The sequence below is a fragment of the Cupriavidus sp. 05N38 genome (assembly GCF_056397345.1).
Genome location: NZ_JBFTNF010000003.1, coordinates 285,949 through 303,245, shown reverse-complemented (window position 1 = coordinate 303,245; position 17,297 = coordinate 285,949). Strand labels below are relative to the sequence as shown.

Genomic DNA, 17,297 nt, shown 5'->3' with positions numbered 1-17,297 from the left:
AAGGACAAAACCATCAAGGAGAAGCCGTGGCAGGCGGACGTCGGCAGAAAGCAAATCAGGCAGTGACGAAGATCGAGAAGAACGGCGCGCGCAGCGAAGCCGCGGCCGTGGTGGCCGACCCCGCCGCGCCCGAGGTGAGGCAGGCGGTGGCGAAGGCGAGGGCCAAGGCACCAAGGGAGCCGGAACCCARTTTCCTGCCTCCCGGCGGCTGCGCGGCGCCCGACCTCGCGCCCGAGGGCGCCGGCCGCAAGCGTCCCGCGCACCACGAATACACGGTCAGGGCGCTGGTGCTGCAGGGCGGCGGCGCGCTCGGCTCCTACCAGGCCGGCGTGTACCAGGGCATGGCCGAAGCCGGTATCGAGCCCAACTGGGTGGCGGGCATCTCCATCGGCGCGCTCAACGCGGCGGTGATCGCCGGCAACGCCCCCGAGCGCCGGGTCGAGCAGCTGCGCGCGTTCTGGGAGTACATCTGCCAGCAGCCCTGGCTGCCCAGCCTGCTGCCTTACGAGATGGTCGCGCAAAGCGCCAGCCAATGGCCCGACCCCGTGCGCATCTGGTTCGACGGCATCGAAGCCGCCCGTGCCGTGCTCGAAGGCCAGCGCGGCTTCTTCCAGCCGCGTCCATGGCCGATGCTGTTCGAGCACCAGGGCGGACCCGGCCAGGCCAGCTACTACGACACCGGGCCGCTCAAGACCACGCTCGAACGCTTCGTCGACTTCGACCGGATCAACCACCACCACAACGAAATGCGGGTATCGGTGGGCGCGGTCAATGTGCACAGCGGCAATTTCGCCTATTTCGACAACACGCGCCGCAAGCTGCGCGCCGAACACTTCATGGCATCCGGCGCGCTGCCGCCCGGCTTCCCGGCCGTSGAGATCGACGGCGAGTTCTACTGGGACGGCGGCCTGGTTTCGAACACCCCGCTGTCCGAAGTCCTCACCGCCCAGCCCCGCCGCGATGCGCTGATCTTCCAGGTCGACCTGTGGAGCGCGCGCGGCAAGCTGCCGCACAACCTGCTGGACGTGGCTGAACGGCAGAAAGACATCCAGTACTCCAGCCGCACGCGCACCATCACCGACTACATGGGCGAGCAGCAGAACTACCGCCGCATGCTCAGCGAAATCATGGCGCTGGTGCCGCAGGCGCAGCGCGACAACGACTGGTACCGCAAGGCAGCCGAATACGCGTGCGACGCGCGACGCAACGTGATTCAGCTCATCTACCGGGACAAGACCTTCGAGGGCAACGCGAAGGATTACCAGTTCGGCCTGCTCACCATGAACGAGCACTGGACGAGCGGGCTGGATGATATCCGCGAGACGTTGCGGCATCCGGAGTGGCTGGCGATGCCCACCCACGAGAGGCCGTTTGTCACGCATGACATCCATCGGGGGAATGGCGGGAAGTAACGGGAAGTAATGAGAAGTAGCGGCGCGAAGTAACGGGATTTACGTGGTTTCGCCTTGGCGATACCACGTTCAAATTCAAAGGCTTAAAGACTTAAAGGCTTAGAGGCAGCCTGGAAAGCCTTTGGATCTGCCTTCGTTGCCGAACCTGATCCTGGATTTGCGGCGAAAGCCCCGGGCCCCGCAAAACCGGAGCCCCCCAGGAAAGACCTCCTGCCCTCATACCACTTTCAATTTCCCTAAGCCCGGAGCCGCGGCCGGGTAAGCCGGCTTCAACCTGGAAAACACCTCGGAAATAATCTCCGCCACCATCAGGTTCCGATGCGTCTTGGAATCCGCCGGAACGATATGCCAGGGCGCTTCCGGCGTGCTGGTCGCGGCGATCGCGGCCTCGTAGGCCGTCATATAGCTCTTCCAGTACTGCCGTTCCTCCAGGTCCTTCGGGTCGAATTTCCAGTGTTTCTGCGGATCTGCCAGGCGGGCTTCCAGCCGGGATTTCTGCTCATCCCTGGAGATGTGCAGGAAGCACTTGATGATGGTGGTGCCAGTTTCCATCAGCAGCGTCTCGAAGGCGCGCAACTGCTTGTAGCGGCGCTGGCATTCGTCTTCGTCGATCCACTCGTGCACGCGCGTGATCAGCACATCTTCGTAATGGCTGCGGTTGAACACCACGATCTCGCCGGCGCGCGGGACCTGGGCGTGGATGCGCCACAGGTAGTCGTGCGCGAGTTCTTCAGCGGTGGGGGATTTGAAGCTGACCACGCGGATGCCCAGCGGGTCGAAGCTGCGGAAGACGCCACGCACGGTGCCGTCCTTGCCGCTGGTGTCCATCCCTTGCAACACCACCAGCAGCTTGCGCTTGTGCTCGGCGTAGAAAATGTCCTGCTGCTGGTCGAGCTGGACGCTCAGTTCCGCGATGCGGGCCAGGTCGGCGGCCTTGTCGCCGCTGGAGAGCGGCTTGGCGCCGGCGTCGAAGTCGGCCAGTCGGAAGTTCTTGCCAGAGGTGACGCGGAAATCGGCGAGCGGCATTGGCACTCCATCAGGGGGGCGGCCCGGCCGGGCCGCGAGCCCCTATGGTCAGCCAGGCAGCCGCTCCAGGTCAATGCTGCCTTCGAACACGGTGGTGGCCGGGCCGGTCATGCGTACCGGCTCGCCTTCGCCGTCCCAGGCGATGGTGAGGTCGCCGCCGTGCGTATGCACCAGCACCGGCGAGTCGAGCAGGCCGCGGCGGATGCCCGCGACCACCGCCGCGCAGGCGCCGGTGCCGCAGGCCAGCGTTTCGCCGGCGCCGCGCTCGAACACGCGCAGGCGCACGGTGTGGCGTTCCTGCACCTGCATGAAACCGGCGTTGACGCGGTTGGGGAAGCTCGCGTGATGCTCGATGATGGGGCCGTCCTGCAGCACCGGGAAGGCCTCGGTGTCGTCCACCACCTGCACCGCGTGCGGGTTGCCCATCGAGACGGCGGAAATCCATTCCGTGCGGCCGTTTACCTCGAGCCCGTAAAGGGTGTCGCGGCCTTCGGCGCGGGTCGGCAGGCCGTCGGGGCGGAAGGGCACACGGGCCGGTTCCAGTTCGGGCGCGCCCATGTCGACGGTGACCTGGCCGTCGTCCTGCAGCGTCAGCGTGATCACGCCGTTCATGATTTCCACGCGCACCGAGCGCTTGTCGGTCAGGCCCTGATCGGTGACGAAACGCACGAAGCAGCGTGCGCCGTTGCCGCAGTGCTCCACTTCGCCGCCGTCGGCGTTGAAGATGCGGTAGCGGAAGTCGACGTCGTCGCGGGTGGGCTTCTCCACCACCAGGATCTGGTCGGCGCCCACGCCGAAATGCCGGCTGGCGAGCGCGCGCCACTGCGCGGGTGTCAGGTTCAGGGTCTGGCGGATGCCGTCGAGCACGACGAAGTCGTTGCCGGCGCCATGCATCTTGGTGAACTGGAGTTTCATGGTGCGATTGTATTCCTCGCCGGGCGTGCCTGCCGGACACGCCGCGGGCGGTTTCAGTAGATCTCGGGCTCGCCCGGCGGGCGGTGCTTGAAGCGCTTGTGCACCCAGTAATACTCGGCGATGCGCGGGCGGATGCAGTCTTCGAAGAAGGCGTTCATGCGCCGCGTGTCGTCGGTCACGCTGTCGCCGGGATAGTCTTCCCAGGCAGGCAGCACATGCAGCACATAGCCCTGGTAGTCGGGCAGCATCTCGGTGTAGATCGGCACCACCCTGGCACCGGTCAGGCGCGCCAGGCGCGACACGGAGGTCAGCGTCAGGGCCTGCACGCCGAAGAAGGGGACGAACTCGGAGTCGCGCTCGCCGAAGTCCATGTCGGCGATCAGTTGCAGCGCTTCGCCCTTGCGCAGGCAGCGGATGATGTCGCGCGCGCTGTCGTTGCGGGCGATCATGTTGGCGCCGAAGCGGCCGCGCGCATGCTTGAGGAAGCCGTCGAACAGGTCGTTCTTCTGCTTGGTGTAGAGCGAGGCGCCCGAACGGCCCACATGGTCGCGCAGGTGGATGGTCAGGCGGATCGCGCCGGCTTCCACGCCGGACAGGTGCTGCGTGACCAGGATGTGCGGCTTGCCGTCCAGCGCCACCAGGTCGGCATGATCCTCGATGCGCACCCAACGGCGCATCTGCTTCTCGCTGCCGGTCCAGAAGATGCCGCGCTCGGCAAAGCTGCGGAACACGGTGCGGAAGGTCTGGCGCGACAGCGCCTCGATCTCGGCGTCGCTGCGCTCGGGAAAGCACAGGCGCAGGTTGGTCTGCACCACCTTGCGGCGGCTGCTGGGGATGAGGTAGAGCAAGCTGCCCAGTCCTTCGCCGAAGCGCGCCACCAGCGGATAGGGCAACTTGCCCAGCACGGTCAGCAGGGCAATGCCCAGCCAGGTAAAGATACGGCTCATTTGTTCTAGTTGGAGAGCGGCGCAGGTTCGGGAGGGGCCTCGGCGCCGCGCGGTTGCTTGTATCGGTTGTAGCCCCACAGGTACTGCGTGGGCGCGGCGCGGACCAATGCCTCGATGGCCTGGTTGAGCACGGCGGCAGCTTCGCCCGGATCGTCCGGCAAGGGTTCTTCGATCACCTTCATATGCCCGAGGAAGCCTTCGCCGCGCGGCAGGCGCTCGGCGAAGATCGCGGCGATGGGCGAACCGGTGTGCTGCTGCAGGCGCTGCACCAGGGTCATGGTGTAGGCGGGCTTGCCGAAGAACGGCGCCCACGCGCCTTCACCGCCAGGCGGTACCTGGTCAGGCAGGATGCCAACCGCTTCGCCGCGCTTGAGCGCCTTGAGCAGCATGCGCACGCCGCGCGGCTCCGCGGGTGCCATGGCAAGATTGTGACGAGTGCGCATCTTCAAGATCCAGGCGCGCAGCCAGGCCTGGTGGGGTGGCTTGTAGAGCGCGGTGACCGGATGCTTGAGCGCGAACGCCTGCGGCAGCACTTCGAAGCAGCCCAGGTGGGGAACCAGGATGATCAGCCCGCGGCCTTGCGCCATCAGGCGGTCCAGTTCAGGCCACAGTGGCAGGGCAAAGCCGTACAAGCGCCGCGGCGGGTTGCGGCGGCACCAGAAATACGGCATCTCCAGGATCATGCGGCCGGTGGCGCGCGCGGCTTCTGCCAGCGTGGCCGCGTCAGCGCCCGGATAGGCCTGGCGCATGTGCGCGGTCAGCCGCGTGCCGTAGCGTCCCGGCAGGCGCGCTGCCAGCAGGCCCAGCGCACCGCCGGCGGCGTGCAGCCACGACAGCGGCAAGCGGGAAATCAGCCAGAACAAAAAGGTCATCGGATCGTGCTCTGCGGCACGGTGGCCGGGTTCAGTGATTCATGTTTTGCCCGCTGCTGCCGTTAGAGGGGGCAATCGAAATGACATGGGGTCCGTTACCGGGCCCGCACACCGCTTGCACTGTCAGACAGGCGCCTGTGCCTGCGGTTTCACTGCGAAAAGGCCGCCACCGGCCCCGGCAGCGCCGCACGGGCAACCCCAATCGGAACGGGGGCGCTGCAGGCCGGCTCGCAGCCGCGTATAATAACGCGTATCGCCGAGTTAACTGACAACTTGCGGGGCGATACCGTTCTACCGGAACGGCTTGAAAATACCGCTAAAGCGTCGCCGCCCGGACTGAATAGGTTGGCACGCAATAGCCAACCTGGAGAATAAGTTCGTGGCAAACGACTTCCTGTTCACTTCGGAATCCGTCTCCGAAGGCCATCCCGACAAGGTCGCAGACCAGATTTCCGACGCAGTCCTGGACGCCATCCTGGCCCAGGACAAGTACGCGCGTGTAGCGGCCGAAACCCTTTGCAACACCGGGCTGGTAGTCCTCGCCGGGGAAATCACCACGACCGCCAACGTCGACTACATCCAAGTCGCGCGCGACACCATCAAGCGCATCGGCTACGACAACACCGACTACGGCATCGACTACAAGGGCTGCGCCGTGCTGGTCGCCTACGACAAGCAGTCGCCCGACATCGCGCAGGGCGTGGACCGTGCCTCCGACGACTACCTGAACCAGGGCGCCGGCGACCAGGGCCTGATGTTCGGCTACGCCTGCGACGAGACGCCGGAACTGATGCCCTTCCCGATCTATTACTCGCACCGCCTGGTCGAGCGCCAGTCGCAGCTGCGCCGCGACGGCCGCCTGCCCTGGCTGCGCCCGGATGCCAAGTCGCAGGTGACCGTGCGCTACGTCGATGGCCGCCCGCACAGCGTGGACACCGTGGTGCTGTCGACCCAGCACGCGCCGGACATCAGCCAGGCGCAGATCCGCGAAGCCGTGATCGAAGAGATCATCAAGCCGGTGCTGCCGGCCGCGATGCTCAAGGACACCAAGTACCTGGTCAACCCGACCGGTCGCTTCGTCATCGGCGGCCCGCAAGGCGACTGCGGCCTGACCGGCCGCAAGATCATCGTCGACACCTACGGCGGCGCCTCGCCGCACGGTGGCGGCGCGTTCTCGGGCAAGGATCCGTCCAAGGTCGACCGCTCGGCCGCCTATGCCGCCCGCTACGTGGCCAAGAACGTGGTCGCCGCCGGCCTGGCGCGCCAGTGCCAGGTGCAGGTCAGCTACGCCATCGGCGTGGCCCGCCCGATCAACGTGACCGTGTACACGGAAGGCACCGGCAAGATCTCCGACGAGGCGATCGCCGCGCTGGTGCAGGAGCATTTCGACCTGCGCCCGAAGGRCATCGTGCAGATGCTGGACCTGCTGCGCCCGATCTACGAGAAGACCGCCGCCTACGGCCACTTCGGCCGCGAAGAGCCGGAATTCTCGTGGGAAGCGACCGACAAGGCTGCCGTCCTGCGCGCTGCCGCCGGCCTGTAAGGCTGTCGCGTCCGTACCGAAAAGCGCCGCCTCCGGGCGGCGTTTTTCTTGTGCCCGCGGCAGGGGGCGCGAAAGCCGCCCGGCTTGCCGGAGATCAACCGCGGCGCTCCAGGCGTGGCGCGGCGGGGCCGCGAGGGTAGAATCGCGGGATCGCAAGGCTGCCCGTGCAAGTGGCGTCTTGTCATCCCGCGGGAGCCCGCTGGATTCCGCCGGAGCCCGCATACCGAGGATGCCCATGCCACAAGAATCGACTCATTCGACCCGCCCGGTCTCCACGCCCGCCGTCTCCGGCCCGGCTACCGTGCCCGGGGCGAGCGAGCCTGCCTTCAACCTGATCCGCACGCAGCCCTACACGGACTGGGCGCCGCAGGTCGACGCCGCCACCGCGGCAGGCCTGCGCCAGCAGCTGGAGCAGGGCGCGGTGCTCTACTTCCCGCAGTTGCAATTCCGCTTCGAGACCGGCGAGGAGCGTTTTCTCGACAGCCGCTGGTCCGACGGCAAGTCCAAGAACATCAACCTGCGCGCCAACGACCGCGCCGTGCGCGGCGCCACCGGCAGCGAGCGGGATCTCGGCGACCTGTACCGGCTGATCAAGCGCTATGCCGAGTCCAGCGAAAAGCTGGTGCTGAGCCTGTTCCCGGAATACGGCCCGCACATGGTGCGCGCCGGCACCTCGCTGCGCCCGAGCGAAATCGCCGGCCGCCCGGTGAGCTGGCGCAAGGACGACACGCGCCTGCACGTGGACTCCTTCCCGTCCAACCCGCTGCTGGGCCAGCGCCTGCTGCGCGTGTTCCACAACATCGACCCGCAGGCGCCGCGCGTGTGGCGCGTGGGCGAGCCCTTCGGCGATTTCGCGCGCCGCTTCGTGCCGCAGACCAAGGGCATGTGGCCGGGTCAGGCCCGCCTGATGGAGTTGCTGCGCATCACCAAGCGCCGCCGCTCGGAGTACGACCATCGCATGCTGCAGCTGCATGACCTGGCCAAGGCGGACCTGGCATACCAGGCCAGCGTGCCGCAGCAGGAATTCCACTTCCCGCCGGGTTCCACCTGGATTGTGTTCAGCGACCAGGTGCTGCATGCGGCCATGCGCGGCCGGGCGATGATGGAACAGACCTACTACCTGTCGCCGAAGGCCATCAGCGATCACACGCACTCGCCGGAGGCGGTGCTGGCGCGCATGCTGGGCCGGCCAATGCTGTCATCCTGACGCGAGTCCGGCCCTGGGGCGCGGGCCGGCGGCGCCGCGTCAGCGCATCAGCATCCGGATCATCGTCTCGAAGCGCTTGCCGTATGGCGGCTTGAGCAGTCCGGCGCCGTTCAGTCCGGATTGCCGGAAGATCGGCTTGAGCTTGGAGAAGGTCTCGAAGCCCGCTTCGCCGTGGTACGCGCCCATGCCGCTGGGCCCTACGCCGCCGAAGGGCAGGTCTTCCTGCGCGATGTGCAGCAAGGTCTCGTTGATGCTGACGCCGCCTGCCACGGTCTGCGCCATCACGCGGTCGATCGCGCCGCGCTCCTTCTCGAACAGGTAGAGCGCCAGCGGCCGCGGCCGCGCGTTGACATAGCCAATGGCCTCGTCCAGCGAGCGGTACGTCACCAGCGGCAGCACCGGGCCGAAGATTTCTTCCTGCATCACGGTCGCGCCGTCGGGCACGTCGAGCAGCAGCAGCGGCGCCAGCCGGCGCCGCTGCGGGTCGGAGTGCGCCTGCGTCAGCGGCACCACGCGGGCGCCCGCGCGGGCGGCGTCGCCGACCAGGCCGTCGAGCCGCGCGAAATGGCGCGCACTGATGATGGTGGTGTAGTCGGGATTGCTGCCGAGGTCCGGGTAGAGCCTGCCCGCGCAGGCGCGCGCCGCTTCGACGAAGCGGTCGCGCATCGCCTCCGGCAGCAGCACGTAGTCGGGCGCGATGCAGGTCTGGCCGGCATTGAGCAGCTTGCCGACCAGGATGCGCTCGACCGCGCGCTCCAGGTCGGCACCCGGGCCGACGATGGCCGGCGACTTGCCGCCCAGCTCCAGCGTGACCGGCGTGAGGTTGGCGGCCGCCGCGCGCATCACATGGTGGCCGACCTGGGTCGACCCGGTGAACAGCAGGTGATCGAAGGGCAGGGCGGAGAAGGCGCTTGCCACCCCGGCGTCGCCGTTGACCACCGTGAGCTCGTCGGCGGCGAAGGCCTGCTGCGCCAGCGTGGCGAAGAGCGCGGCAAAGCGCGGCGTGTACTCGGAGAGCTTGACCATGGCGCGGTTGCCCGCGGYCAGCGCGCCCGCGAGCGGGCCGATGGTCAGGTAGAGCGGATAGTTCCATGGCACCACGATGCCGATCACGCCCAGCGGCTGCGGCATCAGCCGCGAGCTGGCCGGCTTGAACCACAGCCCGGTGCGCGCGCGCCGCACCCGCATCCAGCGCTTGCCGTGGCGCAGCGCGCCGTCGATGCCGGCCAGGCTCGGGAAGACCTCCAGCAGCGCGGTTTCCTGGCGCGGCCGGTTGCCGAAATCCGCGCTGATGGCCTGCGAGATCTCGTCCTGATGATCCGTCACCAGCTTGCGCAGACGGCGCAGGCGGTCGGCGCGCACGGTCCAGGCCGGTGCCTGGTCGCTGCGCGAGGCGGCGCGCATGGCGTCGAATACGGATGACATCTCGGGCACTTCTCTCATGTGGCGATCTCCCATGGGCCATGCGCTGCCCGTGGCGCGCGCGGCGTTATCGATTCCCGCACCATATGCCATGCCGTGCGCGGTGACAATGCCGGCCGCCCTGGCGGGAACCGCTTCAAACGGGCGTATTCCGGCCGTATTCCGGGCGTATTCCCGCAGGACTGGCGGGTGTCTCCGGGCGCATGCGGCTGCCTCCGCGGGACCTGCCGCCGGCACGCTCGCAGGTGCATTCCCCGCCCCGCTTCCGGCTTGGTTCCGCCTTCGTTCCGCCTGCGTGCCCGTGCATCTCCGGCGGCCGGCCAGCCACCTTGCGCGTCTCCCGCTTCCCCCTTTTCAGCTCCCGTGCAAAGCGCCTACACTGGTTTTCAGACCGGATCTGCGGGCAGCCGCGGCGGGCGCCGCAAGCCCGGGCGCACCGACCTCCGACCACGCGGAGAGACAGATGGAAACCACCTTTGACTATCTCGTCGTCGGCGCCGGTTCGGCCGGCTGCGCACTGGCCGGGCGCCTGGCCGACAGCGGCAGCGACAGCGTGGCGGTGCTCGAGGCGGGCGGGCACGATCACCATGTGCTGGTTTCCGCGCCGGCGGGCGCCGCCCTCATGCTGCCGCGCGCGGGTGCGCGCAATTACGGCTACCGCACCGTGCCACAGCCCGGCCTGGACGGGCGCCGCGGCTACCAGCCGCGCGGGCGCGGGCTCGGCGGGAGTTCCTCGCTCAACGCCATGATCTACACGCGCGGCCGTCCGTCCGACTACGACGGCTGGGCCATGGGCGGCTGCGACGGCTGGGCCTGGGACGACGTGCTGCCCTACTTCCGCCGCGCCGAATGCAACGAACGCCTGGCCGGACGCGACGACGACCCGCTGCACGGCGGCAGCGGCCCGCTGCACGTATCGGACCTGCGCACGCCCAATGCCTTCGGCCAGCGCTTCATCGAGGCGGCGCAGCAGGCCGGCTACCGCCGCAACGACGATTTCAACGGCATGGAACAGGAGGGCGCAGGCTGGTACCAGGTGACCCAGCACGGCGGCGAGCGCTGGAATGCCGCGCGCGCCTATCTCCATCGCGGCGATGCCGACGACCGCGCCAGCAACGCCGGGCGCGCCAACCTGCATGTGCTGACCGGTGCGCAGGTGCTGCGCATCGAATTCGACGGCCGCCACGCAGTGGGCGTGACGGTGCGGCTGGACGGCCGCGAGACCTTGCTGCGGGCGCGCCGCGAGGTGATCGTCTCGGCCGGCGCCTTCGGCTCGCCGCAATTGCTGATGGTGTCGGGGGTAGGCCCGGGGGCGCATCTGCGCGAGCTGGGCATTCCCGTGGTGCACGACCTGCCGGGCGTGGGCGCCAACCTGCAGGACCATCTCGACATCATCGTGCACAAGCGCGTGGCGGCATCGGAGCTGTTCGGCGTGTCGGTGGGCGGTGCCTTCCGCCTGCTGGCCGAGATCCTGCGCTACCGGCGCGAGCGCACCGGCATGCTGACATCCAACTTCGCCGAGGCCGGCGCCTTTCTCAAGAGCCGGCCCGAGCTGGAGGAGCCCGACCTGCAGCTGCACTTCGTGGTCGGCATGGCCGACGACCATATGCGCCGCATTCGCTTCGGCCACGGCTATTCGTGCCACGTCTGCGTACTGCGCCCGCACAGCCGCGGCGAGGTCACGCTGGCCTCGCCCGATATCCGCGAGGCTCCGCTGATCGATCCGCGCTATCTGTCCGACCCGCGGGATCTCGACGACCTCGTGTCCGGCGTGCGCATCGTGCGCCGCATCCTGGCCCAGCCGCAGCTGGCGGCGTTCGGCGGCAAGGAGCTCTATTCGGGGCACCTGCCCGCGGAGGGCGGCGATGACGGCGTCATCCGCGCCATGATCCGCGAGCATGCCGACACCATCTATCACCCGGTGGGCACCTGCCGCATGGGCATGGACGAAGGCGCGGTGGTCGACCCGCAGCTGCGCGTGCGGGGCGTGGAGGGTTTGCGGGTGGTCGACGCATCGATCATRCCGACGCTGATCGGTGGCAACACCAACGCGCCCGCCATCATGATCGGCGAACGGGCGCATGACCTGATCCGCCACGGCCCGCGCGTGGTGCTGCGCCTGGCGGAGACGCTGGCGGTGTAGCCGGCGCCGGCAGGCAAGGGCCCGGCGCGCGGCGGCCGGGCCCGATGCGCCGCGCCGCTCAGGCCTTGGCCAGGCGGAAGGACGATACCGTGTCGCGCAGCTTGCCGGCCTGGTCGTCCAGGGACTGCGCCGCCGCGGCCGCCTCTTCCACCAGCGCCGCGTTCTGCTGCGTGACCTGGTCCATCTGCCCGACTGCCTGGTTGACCTGTTCGATCCCTGCGCTCTGCTCGTCCGACGCCGCGGCGATCTCGGCGATGATGTCGGACACGCGCTTGACTGCCTGCCGCACATCGTCCATGGTCTTGCCGGCGTCCTGGGCCTGCGAGGAGCCGGCGCGCACGGTGCCGACCGATTCGTCGATCAGGTCCTTGATCTCCTTCGCCGCGCTGGACGAGCGTTGCGCCAGGCTGCGCACCTCGCCGGCCACCACCGCAAAGCCGCGGCCCTGCTCRCCGGCACGCGCGGCTTCCACCGCGGCGTTGAGCGCCAGGATATTGGTCTGGAAMGCGATGCCCTCGATCAGGCTGGTGATCTCGGCGATGCGGCTGGAGCTGGTGGCGATCGCGCCCATGGTCTGCACCACCTGCTGCACGGCGGTGGTACCGTGTTCGGCCACGCGGGCCGCATCGCCGGCCAGGCCACTGGCCTGGCGCGCGTTGTCCGCGTTCTGCCGCACGGTGGTGGTCAGCTCCTCCATGCTCGATGCGGTTTCTTCCAGCGACGCCGCCTGCTGCTCGGTGCGTGCCGACAGGTCGGTGTTGCCCGCCGCAATCTGGCGTGCCGCCACGCCCACGGACTCCGTCGAGGTGCGGACTTCGCGCATCGCCACGCCCACCCGCCCAAGCAGGGTGTTGAAGGCCGCCGCGGTACGGCCGATCTCGTCCAGGCGGCCGACCGGCGCGCGGCGCTCCAGGTCCAGGCTTTCGCTGACGTATTCCAGGGTCTGCTCGATCTCGGCCAGGCTGCCGTGGATGCGGCGGTACAAGGTCACCGCCAGGGCGCCGGTGACCAGCACGGCCACGGCGATCACGACCGAGAACACCACCACTGCAGTGCGGTACTGCCCGCGGTTTTGCACGACCGCCCGCTCGCCCAATTCGCCGTTGTAGGCGATGTGCTCGTCGAGCGCCTTGCGCAGGACGGCGGAAGCGTCGTGCAGTTCGCCGCTCAACAGCATTGCCTGGGCGCCGAGGTAATCGTTGGCCCGCGATTTTTCCAGCAGGGCGGGGCGCGCATCGCGATAGCGCTTGAAGGCCGCGCGGTCCGCTTCCAGCAGCTTGCCGTCGGTGTCGTCGCTGATATCGTCGCGGCCGTACTTGGCGGTGGTGGCTTCGAACTTCTGGTCGGCGCGCGCCATGGCTTGCTCCATGCCGGCCTTGGCCTTGGGGTCCTCGCTCATGGTGTGCTGGTACATCGCGATGCGCATCGCATTCACGTCGTCCTTGAGGCTGCCAAGGGTGCGCACGCTGCCCAGCGTGTTGTCGTTGAAGTATTCGAAGCGATCTTCCGACTGGCTGAGCTGCCAGATGCCGCCGAGGCCGACCACCAGCAGGGCCAGCAGGGCAAGAGAGAGGGAAAGCAACAAGCGTTGACTGATATTCATGTCGGGATGGGCGACGCCCGCCTCGGCGGAGCGCGGCACTGAGTCAGGAAAATGGACGATCCGGCACTTATGTATGCAATGTATGCCATTAGTGTCAAAGGCTGTTTACGGCAGGACCGGCAGCAGCTGTAGCGCTGCCGGGGAATTAAGAAGGGGGGGCGGGCCGGGAAGATGGCCCGGGGGCAGGCCGGAGCGGGCCGGCTTTCAGGCCGGCCAGGCGCGCGCCACCACGCGCGCCAGCCCGGCCGCGTCGCCCTCCAGCGTGCCGAACACGCGGCCGTGCTGGCGCCCGAGGCGGCTTGCCACGAAGTGCTCGGCATCCTCGGCATCGGCATGGCCCAGCATCAGCGCCGCCTGCGCGGCCAGCACCAGGCCCTGGGCAAAGCGCCGCGCGCCGGCCTCCATGTGTTCGGGGGCGTCGCGCAGCATGGCCTGCAGCGAGGCCAGCTCGGCGCGCACCGCCGGATGTCCGCCGGCGCGCCGGGCCAGGTCCTGCAGCAGCCGGGCGCCGTCTTCGGGATTGCGCTGCAGCGCGCGCAGCACGTCCAGGCACATGATGTTGCCCGAACCCTCCCAGATCGAGTTGACCGGGGCTTCGCGATACAGCCGCGCCATCGGCCCGTCTTCCACGTAGCCGTTGCCGCCCCATACCTCCATGGCTTCGCCGGTGACCTCGATGGCGCGCTTGCAGATCCAGAACTTGGCCGCCGGCGTGACGATGCGCTTCCACGCGGTGGCCAGCGGATCGGTGTCGGCGCGCTCGAAGGCTTGCGCCAGCTCCATCATCAGCAGGGTCGCGGCCTGGCTTTCCAGCGCCAGGTCCGCCAGCACGTTGCGCATCAGCGGCTGGTCCGCCAGCAGGCGGCCGAAGGCCATGCGGTGGCGCGCGTGGTGGAGCGCCTGCACCAGCGCGGCGCGCGTGATGGCGGCGCTGCCGATCACGCAGTCCAGCCGCGTATGGGTGGCCATTTCGATGATGGTCGGGATGCCGCGGCCTTCCTCGCCGATCAGGATGCCGGTGGCGCCGCGGAACTCCACCTCGCTGCTGGCGTTGGAGCGGTTGCCCAGCTTGTCCTTGAGGCGCTGGATCTGCACGGGGTTCTTGCTGCCGTCGTCGCGAAAGCGCGGCACGAAGAAGCACGACAGCGGCCCGTCCTCGGCACCCATGCGCGCCACCACCAGGTGCGCATCGCACATCGGCGCGGAGAAGAACCACTTGTGGCCGGTGAGCTCGTATTCGGCGCCGCGGCCCTCGCCGCGCACGGCGCGCGCCACGGTGGTATTGCTGCGCACGTCCGAGCCGCCCTGCTTTTCCGTCATGCCCATGCCGATCATGACGGCGCGCTTGTCGCGCCAGGGCAGGTCGCGCGCATCGTGTTCCGTGGCGAACAGCTTCGGCCCCAGTTCGGCAAACAGCGCGGCCTCCTTCTGCAGCACCGGGATGCTGGCGAAGGTCATGGTGGGCGGGCACAGCGAGCCCGATTCGGCCTGCGCCTGCAGGTAGTAGCCCGCCGCGCGCGCCACCCAGGCACCGTCGCGCGGCTGCGCGAACGGCAGCGCCTGCAGCTGCTGGCCGCGCAGCAGCCCCAGCAGTTCGTGCCATGCCTGCGGGAATTGCACCTCGTCGATGCGCTCGCCGGTGCGGCTGTGCGTATGCAGTTGCGGCGAATCGCGGTTGGCCTCGGCCGCCCAGCGCTGCACGTCGGGCTCGCCCAGGCGCGCGCCGAATGCCTCCAGCGCACCGGCATGCCAGCCGCCTCCCAGCCGTTCCAGCGCGGCGCGCAGCACCGGGTCGCCGGCGAACAGGTTGTGGCCGGCGAGATCCGGAACCTGGTTGAACACGCGATGGGTGGCGGCTTCGGTCATGCGGTCTCCAGGGTGGCGTGGTGCGTGATGTCGCAGTGTTGTCCTGTTTTCTGCATGGTAGAGCAAGCCGCGCATCATGTGACGGCAAGGGGCGGCCCCGCACGGCGTCAACCATGCCGCTCCGGTGTGGTGCCCGCGTCCCACGATGCCTGCCGCGCTGCAACAAGCGCCAATGCTGACTTCCGCGCACGACTGTCCAGATTGAAACAGGGGTGGTCAAGCCCCGGCCCTTGTGCTTAAATTCACCCCGTTGGATGAAACAGGGGTGCCGTACGGATGGGCCGTGCGGCTGAGAGAGTCCCTTCGAACCCGATCCGGCTAGTACCGGCGTGGGAAGTTTCATGGTTACCGAACAGCTCCTGCCTCCAGCGAGGCACATGACCCGGACACAGCGCCGCGTCCATGCTCAGGGCTCCTGGTTTCGTCCATCCCCGCAAGAGAGAGGACGATACCCATGGCCCGCACAAACTCCGCCCCCGCCGCTTCCTTCGAGTCGCTCGAGACCGATCTCGACAAGAAGTTCGCCTATCCCGCTTCCAGCAAGACCTACCTGAGCGGCAGCCGCCCGGACATCCGCGTGCCGCTGCGCACGATCCTGCAGACGTCCACGCGCACGGACAAGGGCGAGATGTCCAACCCGCCGATCCCSGTGTACGACACCTCSGGCCCGTACAGCGACCCGGACGTGCATATCGACCTGAAGGCAGGCCTGCCCTCGGTACGCGGCAAGTGGATCGAAGAGCGCGGCGATACGGAAGTGCTGGCCGGCCTGTCGTCGGAATACGGCCTGGCGCGCGCCGCCGATCCGGCCACCGCCCACCTGCGCTTTGCCCAGCTGACCAACCCGCGCCGCGCCAAGGCCGGCGCCAACGTGTCGCAGATGCACTATGCGCGCCGCGGCATCATCACGCCCGAGATGGAATACGTGGCGCTGCGCGAGTCGCTGAACCTGCAGGCGCTGTACGACAAGCCCGAATACAAGGCGCTGCTGCGCCAGCACCCGGGCAATGCGCTGGGTGCGTCGCTGCCGCTGCGTCCGGAAGACATGACGCCGGAATTCGTGCGCAAGGAAATCGCCTCTGGCCGCGCCATCATCCCCGCCAACATCAACCACACCGAACTGGAGCCGATGGCGATCGGGCGCAACTTCCGCGTCAAGATCAACGGCAACCTGGGCAACTCCGCCGTGACCTCGTCGCTGGCCGAGGAAGTGGAAAAGATGGTGTGGTCGATCCGCTGGGGCGCGGACACCATCATGGACCTGTCCACCGGCAAGCACATCCACGAAACCCGTGAATGGATCCTGCGCAACTCGCCGGTGCCCATCGGCACGGTGCCCATCTACCAGGCCCTGGACAAGACCGGCGGCATCGCCGAGGACCTGACCTGGGAGATGTTCCGCGACACGCTGGTCGAGCAGGCCGAGCAGGGCGTGGACTACTTCACCATCCACGCCGGCGTGCTGCTGCGCTATGTGCCGATGACCGCCGACCGCGTCACCGGCATCGTCTCGCGCGGCGGCTCGATCATGGCCAAGTGGTGCCTGGCGCATCACAAGGAAAACTTCCTGTACACGCATTTCGACGAGATCTGCGAAATCATGAAGGCCTACGACGTSTCGTTCAGCCTCGGCGACGGCCTGCGTCCGGGCTGCATCGCGGACTCCAACGACGACGCCCAGTTCGGCGAGCTGCGCACGCTCGGCGAGCTGACCGACAAGGCCTGGAAGCACGACGTGCAGGTCATGATCGAAGGCCCGGGCCACGTGCCGCTGCAGCGCATCCAGGCCAATATGGACGAGGAACTCAAGCACTGCTACGAGGCCCCGTTCTACACGCTCGGACCGCTGGTGACGGACATCGCCCCCGGCTACGACCACATCACCAGCGGCATCGGCGCGGCCAATATCGGCTGGATGGGCACGGCCATGCTGTGCTACGTCACGCCCAAGGAACACCTGGGCCTGCCGGACAAGGAAGACGTGCGCGAAGGCATCATCACCTACAAGATCGCCGCCCACGCGGCCGACCTTGCCAAGGGCTGGCCGGGCGCGCAGCTGCGCGACAACGCACTGTCCAAGGCGCGCTTCGAGTTCCGCTGGGAAGACCAGTTCAACCTCGGCCTGGACCCCGAGCGCGCGCGTTCGTACCACGACGCCACGCTGCCGGCCGAAGGCGCCAAGATCGCGCATTTCTGCTCGATGTGCGGTCCCAAGTTCTGCTCGATGAAGATCACGCAGGAAGTGCGCGACTACGCCGCCTCGCTCAAGCCCGAAGCCGAGCAGGGCATGCAGGAAAAGTCGATCGAGTTCGTCAAGAGCGGCAGCAAGATCTACTCGTAA

Annotated in this window: 12 protein-coding genes and 1 riboswitch; of the genes, 5 read left to right on the top strand and 7 right to left on the bottom strand. The window is 68.1% G+C overall.

The window, feature by feature from the left end; genetic code table 11:
* Window positions 1–194 precede the first annotated feature (194 nt).
* Entirely contained in the window at window positions 195–1,412 is a 1,218-nt protein-coding gene (locus tag AC1DK4_RS04475) for a DUF3734 domain-containing protein (protein WP_441650134.1), read from the top strand.
* 216 nt (window positions 1,413–1,628) lie between these two features.
* On the opposite strand, the gene AC1DK4_RS04470 is transcribed toward AC1DK4_RS04475, so the two are convergent.
* The 4 genes from AC1DK4_RS04470 to AC1DK4_RS04455 are packed head-to-tail and all read right to left on the bottom strand — an operon-like array spanning window position 1,629 to window position 5,172.
* Complete coding sequence (locus tag AC1DK4_RS04470) at window positions 1,629–2,438, bottom strand: polyphosphate kinase 2 family protein (protein WP_441650124.1); 810 nt, start codon at window positions 2,436–2,438, stop codon at window positions 1,629–1,631.
* A gap of 48 nt (window positions 2,439–2,486) precedes the next feature.
* Window positions 2,487–3,353 (bottom strand): diaminopimelate epimerase, encoded by an 867-nt coding sequence (dapF, locus tag AC1DK4_RS04465; protein WP_441617510.1) that lies wholly within the window; start codon window positions 3,351–3,353, stop codon window positions 2,487–2,489.
* 53 nt (window positions 3,354–3,406) lie between these two features.
* Window positions 3,407–4,300, bottom strand: coding sequence for a lipid A biosynthesis lauroyl acyltransferase (locus AC1DK4_RS04460; RefSeq protein ID WP_441617512.1), 894 nt, complete (start codon window positions 4,298–4,300; stop codon window positions 3,407–3,409).
* A 5-nt stretch (window positions 4,301–4,305) separates the two neighbouring features.
* The gene (locus tag AC1DK4_RS04455; RefSeq protein WP_441617514.1) at window positions 4,306–5,172 is read right to left on the bottom strand and encodes a lysophospholipid acyltransferase family protein; all 867 of its coding nucleotides are present in this window, start codon (window positions 5,170–5,172) and stop codon (window positions 4,306–4,308) included.
* 379 nt (window positions 5,173–5,551) lie between these two features.
* On the opposite strand from AC1DK4_RS04455, the gene metK reads away from it, so the two are divergent.
* Together metK and AC1DK4_RS04445 are read left to right on the top strand one after the other, a co-directional pair.
* Window positions 5,552–6,715: a methionine adenosyltransferase gene (metK, locus tag AC1DK4_RS04450; RefSeq protein WP_477131406.1), complete on the top strand. Its 1,164-nt coding sequence runs from the start codon at window positions 5,552–5,554 to the stop codon at window positions 6,713–6,715.
* 235 nt (window positions 6,716–6,950) lie between these two features.
* Complete coding sequence (locus AC1DK4_RS04445) at window positions 6,951–7,922, top strand: Kdo hydroxylase KdoO (protein ID WP_441650123.1); 972 nt, start codon at window positions 6,951–6,953, stop codon at window positions 7,920–7,922.
* Window positions 7,923–7,961: 39 nt separating this feature from the next.
* Here the strand turns inward: AC1DK4_RS04445 and AC1DK4_RS04440 are convergent, their stop codons facing one another.
* On the bottom strand, window positions 7,962–9,365 hold the full coding sequence (locus tag AC1DK4_RS04440; protein WP_477131405.1) for a coniferyl aldehyde dehydrogenase: 1,404 nt from the start codon (window positions 9,363–9,365) through the stop codon (window positions 7,962–7,964).
* 442 nt (window positions 9,366–9,807) lie between these two features.
* On the opposite strand from AC1DK4_RS04440, the gene AC1DK4_RS04435 reads away from it, so the two are divergent.
* Complete coding sequence (locus tag AC1DK4_RS04435) at window positions 9,808–11,487, top strand: GMC family oxidoreductase (protein WP_477131404.1); 1,680 nt, start codon at window positions 9,808–9,810, stop codon at window positions 11,485–11,487.
* A 58-nt stretch (window positions 11,488–11,545) separates the two neighbouring features.
* Here the strand turns inward: AC1DK4_RS04435 and AC1DK4_RS04430 are convergent, their stop codons facing one another.
* Both AC1DK4_RS04430 and AC1DK4_RS04425 read right to left on the bottom strand, forming a co-directional pair.
* Window positions 11,546–13,090 (bottom strand): methyl-accepting chemotaxis protein, encoded by a 1,545-nt coding sequence (locus AC1DK4_RS04430; RefSeq protein ID WP_441650121.1) that lies wholly within the window; start codon window positions 13,088–13,090, stop codon window positions 11,546–11,548.
* 204 nt (window positions 13,091–13,294) lie between these two features.
* Window positions 13,295–14,956 (bottom strand): acyl-CoA dehydrogenase family protein, encoded by a 1,662-nt coding sequence (locus AC1DK4_RS04425; protein WP_441617524.1) that lies wholly within the window; start codon window positions 14,954–14,956, stop codon window positions 13,295–13,297.
* Between the two features lie 251 nt (window positions 14,957–15,207).
* Window positions 15,208–15,309, top strand: a riboswitch (TPP riboswitch).
* 101 nt (window positions 15,310–15,410) lie between these two features.
* Between AC1DK4_RS04425 and thiC the strand changes: the two genes are divergently transcribed.
* Window positions 15,411–17,297 (top strand): phosphomethylpyrimidine synthase ThiC, encoded by a 1,887-nt coding sequence (thiC, locus tag AC1DK4_RS04420; protein WP_441617526.1) that lies wholly within the window; start codon window positions 15,411–15,413, stop codon window positions 17,295–17,297.